Origin of the sequence: Brevibacterium luteolum (assembly GCF_025147615.1) — a bacterium.
GTDB classification, from domain to species: Bacteria; Actinomycetota; Actinomycetes; order Actinomycetales; family Brevibacteriaceae; genus Brevibacterium; species Brevibacterium luteolum.
In genome coordinates this window covers 13,111-25,426 of sequence record NZ_JALXPM010000023.1, presented here as the reverse complement: position 1 = coordinate 25,426, position 12,316 = coordinate 13,111, and the positions used below count along the sequence as shown (strand labels likewise).

At 66.7% G+C, this 12,316-nt stretch carries 12 protein-coding genes; 9 read left to right on the top strand and 3 right to left on the bottom strand.

The genetic code is table 11. The features are described from left to right. Nucleotides 1–25: 25 nt before the first annotated feature. Both M3C25_RS07410 and M3C25_RS07405 read right to left on the bottom strand, forming a co-directional pair. The gene (locus M3C25_RS07410; protein ID WP_259855594.1) at nucleotides 26–790 is read right to left on the bottom strand and encodes an enoyl-CoA hydratase; all 765 of its coding nucleotides are present in this window, start codon (nucleotides 788–790) and stop codon (nucleotides 26–28) included. Continuing rightward, the gene (locus M3C25_RS07405) at nucleotides 783–1,760 is read right to left on the bottom strand and encodes an NADPH:quinone oxidoreductase family protein (protein ID WP_259855593.1); all 978 of its coding nucleotides are present in this window, start codon (nucleotides 1,758–1,760) and stop codon (nucleotides 783–785) included. Before M3C25_RS07405 ends, M3C25_RS07410 begins: the two co-directional genes overlap by 8 nt. A gap of 166 nt (nucleotides 1,761–1,926) precedes the next feature. Here M3C25_RS07405 and M3C25_RS07400 point away from each other — a divergent pair, with 166 nt between their 5' ends. The 8 genes from M3C25_RS07400 (at nucleotide 1,927) to M3C25_RS07365 (ending at nucleotide 10,069) form a co-directional block, all read left to right on the top strand. After that, nucleotides 1,927–2,568: a PaaI family thioesterase gene (locus M3C25_RS07400; RefSeq protein WP_259855592.1), complete on the top strand. Its 642-nt coding sequence runs from the start codon at nucleotides 1,927–1,929 to the stop codon at nucleotides 2,566–2,568. A gap of 93 nt (nucleotides 2,569–2,661) precedes the next feature. Then, nucleotides 2,662–3,804 (top strand): thiolase family protein, encoded by a 1,143-nt coding sequence (locus M3C25_RS07395; RefSeq protein ID WP_259855591.1) that lies wholly within the window; start codon nucleotides 2,662–2,664, stop codon nucleotides 3,802–3,804. 266 nt (nucleotides 3,805–4,070) lie between these two features. Further along, nucleotides 4,071–4,607: a TRAP transporter small permease gene (locus M3C25_RS07390; RefSeq protein WP_259855589.1), complete on the top strand. Its 537-nt coding sequence runs from the start codon at nucleotides 4,071–4,073 to the stop codon at nucleotides 4,605–4,607. An 8-nt stretch (nucleotides 4,608–4,615) separates the two neighbouring features. Beyond that, complete coding sequence (locus M3C25_RS07385) at nucleotides 4,616–6,130, top strand: TRAP transporter large permease (protein ID WP_259855587.1); 1,515 nt, start codon at nucleotides 4,616–4,618, stop codon at nucleotides 6,128–6,130. A 128-nt stretch (nucleotides 6,131–6,258) separates the two neighbouring features. Beyond that, nucleotides 6,259–7,548, top strand: coding sequence for a TRAP transporter substrate-binding protein DctP (gene dctP, locus M3C25_RS07380; RefSeq protein ID WP_259855586.1), 1,290 nt, complete (start codon nucleotides 6,259–6,261; stop codon nucleotides 7,546–7,548). A 137-nt stretch (nucleotides 7,549–7,685) separates the two neighbouring features. After that, nucleotides 7,686–8,984, top strand: coding sequence for a TRAP transporter substrate-binding protein (locus M3C25_RS07375; protein ID WP_259796987.1), 1,299 nt, complete (start codon nucleotides 7,686–7,688; stop codon nucleotides 8,982–8,984). Nucleotides 8,985–9,086: 102 nt separating this feature from the next. Beyond that, on the top strand, nucleotides 9,087–9,809 hold the full coding sequence (locus M3C25_RS07370) for a RelA/SpoT domain-containing protein (RefSeq protein WP_259855584.1): 723 nt from the start codon (nucleotides 9,087–9,089) through the stop codon (nucleotides 9,807–9,809). Then, the gene (locus M3C25_RS07365) at nucleotides 9,806–10,069 is read left to right on the top strand and encodes a hypothetical protein (protein WP_102161900.1); all 264 of its coding nucleotides are present in this window, start codon (nucleotides 9,806–9,808) and stop codon (nucleotides 10,067–10,069) included. Before M3C25_RS07370 ends, M3C25_RS07365 begins: the two co-directional genes overlap by 4 nt. A gap of 72 nt (nucleotides 10,070–10,141) precedes the next feature. Here the strand turns inward: M3C25_RS07365 and M3C25_RS07360 are convergent, their stop codons facing one another. Then, nucleotides 10,142–11,071: a LysR substrate-binding domain-containing protein gene (locus M3C25_RS07360; RefSeq protein WP_259796983.1), complete on the bottom strand. Its 930-nt coding sequence runs from the start codon at nucleotides 11,069–11,071 to the stop codon at nucleotides 10,142–10,144. A gap of 103 nt (nucleotides 11,072–11,174) precedes the next feature. Here M3C25_RS07360 and M3C25_RS07355 point away from each other — a divergent pair, with 103 nt between their 5' ends. Further along, entirely contained in the window at nucleotides 11,175–12,296 is a 1,122-nt protein-coding gene (locus M3C25_RS07355) for a YeiH family protein (RefSeq protein ID WP_259855582.1), read from the top strand. Nucleotides 12,297–12,316 lie beyond the last annotated feature (20 nt).

Genomic DNA, 12,316 nt, shown 5'->3' with positions numbered 1-12,316 from the left:
GGTGCGGGTGCAGCGGCTGAGAGGTTCAGGCGCCGCGGAATTCCGGGGTGCGCTTGGCGAGGAACGCCGTGACGCCTTCGGCGGCATCGGCGGAGTCCTTGAGCATGTCCTGGCCAGTGGCCTCGCGGTTCAGGGCTGCGTCGAGTTCGTGCAGGGTTGCCTGGTTGATCGCCCATTCGGTCTCGCCGAGTGCCAGGGTGGGGCCGGCGGCGAGCTGGGAGGCGATCTCCTGTGCCCGGGTGAGGTACGCCTCGGGTGCGGTGACCTCGGTGGCCAGGCCCCAGTCGTGAGCCTGGACGGCGTGGACCTTCTCGCCGGTCAGGGCCATGCGCAGGGCACGGTGGCGGCCGGCGGAGGCGGCGACGAGTGCGGTCGAGCCGCCGTCGGGCATGAGGCCGATGCGGGTGAAGGCGAGCATGAGGTAGGACTTCTCGCTCATGATGACGTAGTCGCAGATGAGCGCGAACGAACAACCGACACCGGCGGCCGGGCCGGAGACGGCGGCGACGGTGGGCACGCGCAGGTCGCGGATCTTGCCGATCGCCTCGTTGATGACGTCGAGGCCGACGCCCTTGAGCTCGCCGTCGGTCATCGCTGAGACGTCAGCTCCGGAGCAGAAGGCGCGTGCGTCGCCGGTGAGGATGACGGCGCGGGCCTCTTCAGCGGCGCGCTCGAGTGCTGTGTTGAGGGCGATGACGGTGTCTCGGGTGAGTGCGTTGAGCGCCTGTGGGCGGTTGAACCGGATCGTCATGACGCCGGCGTCGAGGGTGACGTCGAGCTCCTCAGCCATGGGGGTCCTCCTGGATGTCGAGAATGACTTTGCCGATCACCGAGCGGTTCTCCAGCTCGGTGATCGCCGCTGCGGCCTGGTCGAGGCTGAAGCGGGCGTGGATGTGGGGGTTGAGCTGGCCGTTTGCGAGGTATTCGCGCAGGTGGGCCCACTGCTTCTGGGCCATGAGCGGGTCGGACGGCAGGGCGGCGCCCCAGCCGACGCCAGCGACGGAGATGTTGTTGAGCAGCAGCCGGTTGACTTTGACCTCCGGGATCGAGCCTGCGGTGAACCCGAGCACGAGCAGTGTGCCGAAACGGGCCAGACACCGCAGGGAGTCGGTGAAGCGGTCCCCGCCGACGGGGTCGACGACCACGTCGACGCCGCGTGGGGCGATGTCCTTGACGGCGTCTTTGAAGCCGTCGGCGCGCACGACGTGCTGGGCGCCGAGTTCGGTGACCATCGCGGCCTTCTCATCACTGGAGACCACCGCGATGACCTCAGCCCCCATTGCCAGGGCGATCTGCACGCAGGCCGAGCCGAGGCCGCCGGCCGCACCGTGGATGAGGACGCGCTGACCCGGCTGCAGGTTCCCGCGGGTGCGCAGGGCGAAGTCGGCGGTCAGGACGTTCATCGGCATCCCGGCCGCAGCCTCCAAGGAGAGCTCCTCAGGCAGAGGCAGAACCATAGCCTCGGGTGCGGTGGCGAACTGGGCGAACGCCCCGCTCGGGATGATCGCAGCGACCCGGTCACCGGGGGCGAAACGGGAGGAACGGGATTCGACGACGGTGCCGGCGAGTTCGGAACCGAGGATGAAGGGCGGTTCGTGCTTGGTCTGGTACTGCCCGTAAGTCTGGAGCAGCTCGGGGAAGGTGACCCCGGCGCAGGCGACCTCAATGAGGACTTCGCCTTCGGCCGGGGACGGTGCGGGTGCGTCCTGCAGCTCGACTGCGCCCGGGCCGTCGAGGCGGGTGACGTGGATGGCCTTCATACTCTCCCTTTTCGCCGTGAGACTGTGCCAGCAGGGCGAGTGCGCCCTTGCCACGGTCGATGCCGGCAGCTAGATTGAATCCGGTATCGAACGATTGTTCAGCAGACTACTGGCTTGATCTGTCTCACACAAGAAGAGGTGGGACGCAAAGCCTGCGAGGAGTGAGATGAACCGTCACAACCAGTCCCAGGTCACCCCCTATATCGCACACACAGCTGAGCTGACCCGCGAGCTCATCGACGTGCTCGTGGCCACCGGTGACGAGGCGTCTGTGGCCGCACGGGTCGGGGAGCTGGCCGGGCAGCTTCAGGCACTGGCCGCCGATCCGTCGCAGGCGGCACCGGCGCACGGCGCCCGAGAGTCCTACCTGCCCAACGACCGCAGCCCGGTGACCTCGCTGCGCAACCCGATCGCCCCGCCGATGGAGCTCAGCTACTCAGACGGCCGCGCTGAGGGCACCGTAACGCTGAGCGCACCCTATGAGGGCCCACCGCAGCGAGCGCACGGCGGGGTCGTGGCGATGCTGCTCGATCACGTCATGGGAGCTGCCGCCAACACTGATGCCCCGCCGCCGGCGCTGACCCGGATGCTGTCGATCGACTACTTCGACGGCACCCCGCTCGGGGCAGAGGTCACCGTCGTCGCCTGGGTCGACCGGGTTGAGGGCCGCAAGAAGCACATGGTCGGCGAGATCCGGCACGATGGCAAGGTGTGCGCGCGCTCGACCGGGCTGTGGATCGATCTGCCGGCCGAGGTGTACGAGAAGGCCTTCGCTGCGGCAGGCTTCACCCCGGAATCATTCGCCTGACCACCACAGCGTGACCCCGTTCGCAGAGGCCGGTGGACGGCTGGCTACAGTTGAGCTCGGTCACACCCACTGCACCGCTCCAAAGGAGTCCACATGAACGACGCAGTCATCGTCGCCGCCCGCCGCACCCCGACCGGTAAGCGCGAAGGCGTACTCTCCGGCATCCACCCCGCTGACCTTTCGGCCCTCGTCATCGAGGACCTCGTGACGACCACCGGCATCGACCCGGTCGTCATCGACGATGTCATCTGGGGCAACGTCACCCAGGCCGGCGAACAGACCGGTGACATCGCCCGCACCGCAGCCCTGTCGGCGGGCTTGCCGGAGTCGGTGCCCGGCGTCACAGTCGACCGCCAGTGCGGCTCGTCCCAGCAGTCGGTGCACTTCGCCGCCGCCGGACTCATCGCCGGCCATTACGATGCCGTCATCGCCGGCGGCGTCGAATCGATGTCGCGCAACCCGATGGGCTCCTCGCTCATGGGCAAGAGCCCCTACGGCGAGCGCTTCCTCGCCCGCTACGACGGTGTGTTCCCCAACCAGGGGATCGGCGCAGAGATGATCGCCGAGCAGTGGGGTTTCGACCGCACGCAGCTCGATGAGTTCGCGATCGAATCCCACGAACGGGCAGCCGCGGCCACCGATGCCGGTGCCTTCGAATCGCAGATCGTGCCGGTCGAGACCGAGCACGGCACCATCACCGCTGATGAGGGCATCCGCCGCGGCGGCACCGTCGAGGGCCTGGCGAAGCTCAAGACCGTCTTCCGCGAAGACGGCGTCATCACCGCCGGCAACGCCTCCCAGATCTCCGACGGATCAGCAGCACTGCTCATGATGACCTCGGAAAAGGCCCGCGAGCTCGGACTCACGCCGATCGCCCGTGTGCACACCGCGGTGCTGGCCGGAACTGATCCGGTCATCATGCTCACCGGCCCGATCCCAGCGACCCAGAAGGCCGTCAGACGCTCGGGGCTGTCGATGTCAGACATCGGCGTCTTCGAAGTCAACGAGGCCTTCGCCTCGGTGCCACTGGCCTGGGCCAAGGACCTCGAGGCAGACACAAAGCTCATGAACCCCAACGGCGGAGCGATCGCACTGGGCCACCCGCTCGGCGGCTCGGGCGCCCGCCTCATGACGACGATGGTCCACCACATGGCCGACAAGGGCATCAGGTACGGCCTGCAGACGATGTGCGAAGGCGGCGGCCAGGCCAACGCCACCATCCTCGAACTCCTCTGACGCCACTCCTGACGCACAGCTGGAAACCCAGCCACCGCCTCGGGCGCGGCACCGTCACCGGCACGGCCGGGGCAGCAGGACTGCCCCGGCCGTCGCCGTCTCATCGAGCCTGCGGCGGCCACCTGTCTCGGCTGTGTCACAGGTCATAGAAAGTTCTTGAAAACTGGCTGAACAATCATTAACTTGATACCAACGTCAACTTCAGCTGACGCCGTGGCGCCCGCACCAGCGGGCGACGAACCGTGATACGAACCGAGGTGACACTGGTGTCCAGGCTCAACGCACTGCTCGACAGATCCCTGTCGATCCTCACCGCGATCGCCGTCGTACTCATGATGGCCCACATCGTCGTCCACGCACTGTCGCGGTTCCTCTTCAATGCCCCGATCTTCGGCACCAACGAGATCGTCGCCTTCTGGTACCTGCCCTTCGTCGCCCTCCTCGGCATTCCGGCCGCACAGCTGCAGAAGGAGCACATCACCGTCTCCCTCCTCTCAGACCGGCTCGCCCCGCTGCCGCAGGCGATCACGAAGATCTTCGGCTACGCCCTCGGCGCACTCGTGAGCATCGGCTTCGCCTGGTTCGGGCTCAAGGAGGCGTTCAAGCGCATGGACATGGGCGCGACCGCAGGTGTCACCGACATCATTGCCTGGCCGGTGTACTTCCTCGTCCCGGTCGTGTTCGCCATGCTCGCCGCACTGTTCGTCGTCGACATCATCATCACCGCCCGCACCCGCAATCCCGAGGTCAATCCGCTCACCGGTGAGACGGCCGAACGGGACATCGAAGAGACCATCATCTGAGGCAGGCCATGACCATCTCCCCCACTCAGCTGCTGCCCGCCGACAAGAAGGCCGAGGCGCGTGCCGCCCAGGAAGCCCGCGCCGGCCGCGGCAGCTGGCTGACTCTCGGCATCGGCCTGGCGCTCTTCGCCGGCTGCCTCGCCGGGCTGTTCACCAGCCCCACCCCGCAGATCGCCGGCATGTGGTGCATCGCGATGATGCTCATCCTGCTCTTCCTCGCCGTGCCTGCCGCGATCGCACTCGCGGTGCCCAGCCTCATCGGCGTCTATGCCCTCTCCGGCATCCCAGCCACCGTCAACATCCTCTCGACCTCGCCGTTCCATTCGGTCTCGCAGTGGTCGTACTCGGTGCTGCCGATGTTCATCTTCATGGGCATGCTGCTGACTCAGTCGGGGCTGACGTCGAAGATCTACCGGGCTGCCGATCACTGGTTCTCGTGGCTGCCCGGCGGCATCGGCATCGGCACGACCGCCGCCGGTGCGGGCCTGTCCTCAGTGTCCGGCTCGACGATCGGCATGACATATGCGCTTGGCCGGGCCGGCATCCCGGAGATGCTGCGTGCCGGCTATGACCGGCGGGTGGCCGTGGGCACCGTCATCGTCGCCGGCCTGCCCGGCAACCTCATCCCGCCGTCGATCCTGCTCGTCGTGTATGCCGGCATCGCCTCGGTGCCGGTCGGCCCGCAGCTCATCGCCGGCACCCTGCCGGGCATCCTGCTGGCGGTCACCTTCGCCGTCTTCATCTTCCTCCTCGGTCTCTTCGCCCCGGCTCTGGTGGGCAAGGGCACAGGAACCGGCACCGAGGCGGTGGCCTCGACCTGGCGGGACCGGTTCCGTTCCCTTGGTGACATCTGGGGCTTCCCGCTCATCCTCATCGTGCTCTTCGGCGGCATGTTCTCCGGTGCCTTCACCCCGACCGAGGCCGGTGCGGCCGCCGCGTTCGCAGCCCTGCTGCTGTGCCTGCTCTACACCCGCCGCGACAAGCCGCTCACCCGCGTGTCGCAGGCTGCGATCTCGACGGTGAGCGCAACAGCTGCGATCTTCTTCATCATGATCGGCGCGGAGATGCTGACGAAGCTGCTGGCCATCACCGGCCTGGCGCCGATGATCACCGGATTCATCACCGACCTCGGGCTCTCGCGCATCAGCTTCCTGCTCGTGCTCGTGGTCGTCTACCTCATCATGGGCATGTTCTTCGACACCCTGTCGATGATGCTGCTGACGATCCCGATCCTGCTGCCGACCCTCGACGCGATGGACGTCTCGGCGCTGTGGTTCGGGGTGTTCGTCGTCCTGCTGGGCGAGCTCGGCATGATCACCCCGCCGGTGGGCATCCTGTCCTACATCGTCCACAACATCGCCAAGGCGCCGGAGGTCAACCTCGGGCACACGATCACCCTCAAGGACGTGTTCACTGCACTGCTGTGGTTCCTGCCGATCGCCGTGCTGTTCCTCGCCCTCATGATCCTGTTCCCGGAGATGGCGACCTGGCTGCCGGCCCAGATGAACCCAGCCGGCGGCTGACGATGACTTCCCGACTCAACCGTTCGGTCTGCTGCCACCCGGCGCCAGACCCCGACCCACACCGCCGGCGGCGCTGCCGGCACAGCCTGCTGGGGCTTGACCCGGCGCAGGAAGAGAAGGAGACTCTCGTGACAACCCACCTGATGAAGACGCGGCGGGCGCACGCCACCGGTGCCCTGGCTGCCGGCGCCGCACTCACACTGACGCTGGGCGCCTGTGCCGGCAGCGCCGGCGGGGGCGGCGGAGGCGAAGGCGGCGGTGACGGCTTCGAGTACGGCGCCGACCAGTCCGAGGTCGATGAGCTCATCAAGGATCTCGACCCGGTCACCATCAAGTACCAGCCCTCCTCGGCCAGCGCGCAGTCGGTCATGGCCCCGACAGGCACCGTGTTCAAGGAGCTCGTCGAGGAGCGCTCCGGCGGCAAGATCACCGTCGACATCGTGTGGGGTCAGGCGATCGCCTCCTACGCTGAGGTGCATGACGCCCTGGCCGACGGTCGTGTCGACGTGGCCTATACGCTGCCGGGCTACTTCCCCGATGAGTTCCCGGTCATCGATGCGATCGGCACCGCGATGGCCGACCAGCCGGCCTCGCCGTTCGCCGGCGAGCTCGTGACCAACGCCGTCGGCAGCGACATCGCCTGGCAGATCCCGGAGGCGATCGAGGAATACGAGTCCAAGGGCCTCGTCCCGCTCACGCCGTTCGCTGCCTCGGGCGGGTACTACAACGTGTGCGCTGAGCCGACCTCCTCTGCCGATGACTGGAAGGGACGCCAGATCCGCATCGCCTCGCAGGCACAGGCTGCGCAGGTGACGAAGCTCGGCGGCTCTCCGGTCTCGCTGCCGTACCCGGAGACGTATGAGGCGCTGCAGCGCGGCACCGTCGACTGCACGCTCGGCCAGCTCGTGCCCTCGGCAGAGTCCGGCATCTTCGATGTCGCACCGAACCTCGGCTACACCACCGACCACTCCTTCTCGCGCACAGCCGGCGCCTACCTGGCCGGCCAGACGTTCACGGAGCTTCCGCTGGCCTACCAGCAGATCATCTTCGACTCGAATGCCCTGGCCGCCTCCGGTGGCATGAAGGCCGTCATCGACGGCAACGCCGATGCCATCAGCCAGGCGAAGGCAGCCGGTGGTGAGGTCGAGCCGTTCGACGATGATGTGCAGGACAACGTCGGCGAGTACTCCCAGGAGCTCATCAAGCAGGCCGTCACCGACGGCAAGCTGAGCCAGGAGAACGTCGACGCGATCGCCGAGGCGACTAACCGCCAGCAGCGCGCGATCGAGGACCTCGGCTACGTCGACGACGGTGAGACCGGTGACTTCGACGAGTGGTACGACAAGGACACCGACTACACCGAGTTCGCCAAGCACAACTACGAAAACGGCAAGGCGATCGAGCACCGCCCGAGCTGACCGGCACGTCGCCTGGGCGGCACAGCGCCTGGGCGGCTCAGCGCTTGGACGCTGAACAGCTGACCGGCACGCACGCGCAGCGGTATGTGAGGACTCTCATAGACCGCTGCGCGTGCGCTGTCCATAAGATGTTTGACATGACACGACTGCCTGCCTCCGGATCATCTCCCCGCCCGACCCTCGCTCGCCGTCTGCTCGCCACCGCGGCCGCCTCGGCGGCTGTCATGCTGGCCGGATGCGCAGGATCGGCCGGCGGCCCGTCGACGAACAGTGCAGGCGCCGGCAGCGGCTTCGACTTCGGGGCCGAACAGACCGACGTCGATGCGGCTCTGGCCGATCTCGACCCGGTGACGATCACCTACCAGCCAACGGCTGCCAGCGAGAAGTCCGTCATGGCGCCCGGCGGCACGGTGCTGGCCGAGGAGATCGAGAAGCGCTCCGGCGGCAAGATCAGCGTCGACATCGTATGGGGCCAGGCGATCGCCGGCTACACCGAAGTCCACGATGCCCTCGCCGACGGACGCGTCGACCTGGCCTTCACGCTGCCGGCCTACGACCCGGCCGAGTTCCCCGCCTTCGATGCGATGAGCACCGCGCTTGCGCTGCTGCCGAGCTCGCCGTACGCCGGTGAGCTCGTCGCCAATGCCGCCGGCGCCGAGGTGGCGTGGGGCTCCGATGCGCTGGTCGAGGAGTTCGAGGCGCAGGGGCTGAGCCCGCTCATCCCGCTCATTGCCTCTGGCGGGTACTACACGATCTGCACCGACCCGCTGGAGACTGCTGAGGACTTCGACGGACGGCAGATCCGGATCGGATCCTCGGCCCAGTCCGAGCAGATCCAGAACCTCGGTGCGACTCCGGTGTCGCTGCCGTTCCCAGAGACCTATGAGGCGCTGCAGCGCAACACCATCGACTGCGACCTCGGCCAGCTCATCCCGGCAGCCGAGTCGGGCATGTTCGATGTCGCCAAGCACATCGCGTATCCGACCGAGCACAGCTTCTCCCGCTCCCCTGGGGCGTATATGGCGGGCAAGACCTACCGTGAGCTGCCGCTTGCCTACCAGCAGGTCATCTACGATGCGATGATCGCCGCCTTCGACGGGCAGATGCAGGTCTCCGTCGGCGGCAATGCTGTGGCAGTCGGGGCGGTCAAGGATGCCGGCGGGACCATCACCGAGTTCCCGTCCGAGGTGCAGAAGGAACTCGGTGAGCAGACGCAGCAGATGAGCCGTGAAGCCGGTGAGCAGGCCGGGCAGGACAGCCTTGCCGATGACATGAGCGCTGCCGGTGAGAAGTGGAGTACGCGGATCGAGGAGCTCGGCTTCACCGACGGCGGCGGGGTTGAGGACCTCGATGAGTGGTACGACGACGACACCGACTACCGGAAGTTCGGCACCGCCGTGTTCGAGGAGGTCTTCACCGAACACCGGCCGGGGTGAGGCATTTCGTCCACGTGAGCGAGAGCGAGAATCGGACGATCAGCAGTCTGAGCTAGGCGGCGGACACGCCCAACGTCCGTGCCTCGTCTTAGGCTGACAGGCATGAACACAGGAACTTCTCCACCTCCTTCGAGGTCTGCCCTCCGCAAAGCTGGCTCGATCATGCGCAAGTACATGCGCGGTGAAGCGACCTTAGAGGAGTTTCAGGGCGCTATCAGGACGATGCAAGCTCATCGATCCCGCTTCAACCGGCCGATGGTCGATCTGAACACCGAGCTGAGAAGCCTCGCGTCTCAGCTCAGCATCGAAGCCAGCGTGACTCAACGGCTCAAGAGAGAAGCAACAATCGTGGAGAAGCTGTGCATCCGAGAACCCGGGCTAGATTTCTCACGAATGCAAGATATCGGTGGTCTACGGGTTGTCGTAGATTCGTTGGCAAACTTGATCCGTTATGACTCCGCACTCTGCGACCGCTGGTCCGACCGAATCGTGGACCGACGAGACTACATATCCTGTCCCAGAGATTCCGGTTATCGGGCAATCCATGTCGTGGTCTCCGAATCAGGCCTTCACCTGGAGGTACAACTGAGATCTAGAAGGATGCATGCGTGGGCTCAGATGGTAGAAGGGTTCTCAGGACAACTCGGTGAGAACTTCAAACAGGATTCAAAAGATCACGTTATTCAGAGGTTTGCCCGCGTTCTGTCTGAGTTGTACGCTCATGAGGACGAGGGAACGACTCCGCCAGCGCATCTCAGCGCCGAGTTCGAGTCCCTGTGGATCCAGGTAGATGCGGTTCTAGGCACGGCTGAGGAGGAAGAATGAGCGGAATCAAGCATTTCTTGCTGGTCTTTGACCATGCCAAGGACGAGCTCCTCGAGCAGCTCGACTTCGGTGATGACGCCGAGCGTGCTGTCGAAGAATATGCCGTCCGGGAAGCCAAGTACCGTGACTCGAGCGCAGTCGATATCGTCCTTGTTGGGTCTGACTCGATCGAAACGGTCAAGGTCACACACAGCACGTACTTTGAAGGTTTCAACCGAGGATCCAGAAACCGAATCCTGGATAAACTGCTCTCTAACTGATACTCATGCCGCCCCCGCAGCCACCATACGCGGGGGCGGCTCAGTATTCACCGGCCAGAGTGAGGCGCGCGGTCACTCCGCACTGATGAGCGCGAGGAAGTCCGCGGCTGCCCCGCGCAGCCGCGGACCCTTCGCCCACAGGGCATGCAGCGGCCGGGACAGCCGCACCTCATCTGTGACCGGCACCTCGACGAGGCTGCCGGTGCGCAGCTCGGACTCGACGGCCAAGCGTGAGATCGCCGCCGGGGCGAGGCCTGCGAGCGCGGCGACTTTGACGGCGGCATTCGAAGGAAACGCCGCTGCCACCTGCACTCCCCCAGCACTGCGCAAAGCTGCTTCGATGACCTCGCGGGTGCCCGAGCCCTCCTCCCGAACCACGAGCGGACGGGCGGCGAGCTGGGCGGCGTCGACCGCCTCGGGCGCGGCGAACTGAGCAGCCACGGTAGGAGCTGCGACGATGACAAGCGTGTCAGTGCCGATCGGGTGGGCAGTGAGGTCATCGGGCACGCGGGTCGATTCGATGAGCCCGATGTCGCAGCTGCCCTCGCGGACGTTGGCGCACACGGCGGTCGTGTTGCAGATGCTCATGCCGACATCGGCATTCGGATGGTTGGTGCGGAAGCGCTCGAGCCACTGCGGCAGCAGGTGCTCGGCGATCGTCATCGACGCGCTCACCCGCACGCGCGCGCCGACCTCGCGGCGCAGTGCCGCCATCCCGGAGAGCAGGTGGTCGTAACCGGTCATGATCTCTGCAGCCCAGGCGGCGAGCGCCTGGCCCTGCGGGGTGAGCTTGGTGCCGCGCGGGCTGCGGTTGAGCAGCGGGATGCCGGATTCGCGTTCGAAGGTGCGCAGCATCCTAGAGGCGTTCGGCTGGGCCAGGTCGAGGGCCCGGGCGGCCTGCCCGATCGAGGTGGTGTGCCGGTCGAGTTCGACGAGCAGGGCCAGCACCTGCGGGTCGGGCAGGCGGCCGGCAGGCGGGTGCGCATCATCGGGCGAGGTCATGGTCTCAAGTGTGCGCCCAGCAGGCGGTCATATCAAGTTCATATGAGGGTGGGACGGAACTGGGGCCTACTGACCGGCCGCCTGCTCCCCCAAAGTGGAGGGCATGGCAGAGAACAACGACTCGACGACGACCCGGGCAGGCGCGACTGCCGCCCCGGCACGCCCAGCAGCCTCCAGCCCGCAGGCCCCGCACGGGTCCGGCAACAAGCTGACCGACCACCGCCTCGGGAAGTTCCTCCCCGGGCTGCTCGTGTGTGCCGCGGCCACGCCGGTGGCGATGGGGATCGCGCACTTCGTGCCGCTGGCCTCCGCGCTGCTCATCGCGATCATCCTCGGCATCGTGCTGCGCAATGTCATGGGCGATCTGCCGGCGTCGTGGGCTCCGGGCATGCAGTTCTCCTCGAAGAAGATCCTGCGCCTGGGCATCATCCTCCTCGGTGCGCAGCTGGTGCTGGGTGACATTGTGTCGCTGGGCTGGAAGATGATCCTCGTCGTCATCGCCGTTGTCACCATCGGCATGCTCGGCACGATCGGGCTCGGCCGCGCGCTCGGCATGGGCCGGGATCTGTCACTGCTCATCGGCTGCGGCTTCTCGATCTGCGGTGCCGCTGCGATCGCCGGTGTCGAATCGACGGTCCGCGCCCGCAAGGAGGACGTCGCCGCCGCGATCGCCCTCGTCGTGCTCTTCGGCACCCTCATGATCGCAGCCGTCCCGCTCATCGCCGGGCTGCTGGGGCTGGGTGAGGAGACCGCCGGCATGTGGGCCGGCGCGTCGACCCACGAGGTCGCCCAGGTGGTGGCGATCGGCGGGATCATCGGTCCCGAGGCGCTCAAGGTCGCTGTCGTCGTCAAGCTCGCCCGCGTGCTCATGCTCGCCCCGATCGTCGCGATCCTGGCGATCTCGGTGCGCCGCTCCTCGGCTTCGGCGCTGACCCCGGGCCCGGACTCGGAGGTCAAGGCTTCCCGTCCGCCGCTCGTGCCGCTGTTCATCATCGGATTCCTCGCCATGGCGATCGTCCGCACGCTCGGCTGGCTGCCCGATTGGGCCGTCACTGCTGCCGGCATCGGCCAGACGATCGCGCTGACCGCGGCGATGTTCGCCCTCGGTTCGGGTGTGCACATCAAGTCGCTCATCAAGCTCGGGTTCATGCCGGTGCTGCTGGCCACCCTGTCGACGCTCATCGTCGCCGGCGTCGCAGGCCTCGGCATCTGGCTGGCCGTCTGAGTCTGCTCACACAGTGAGGC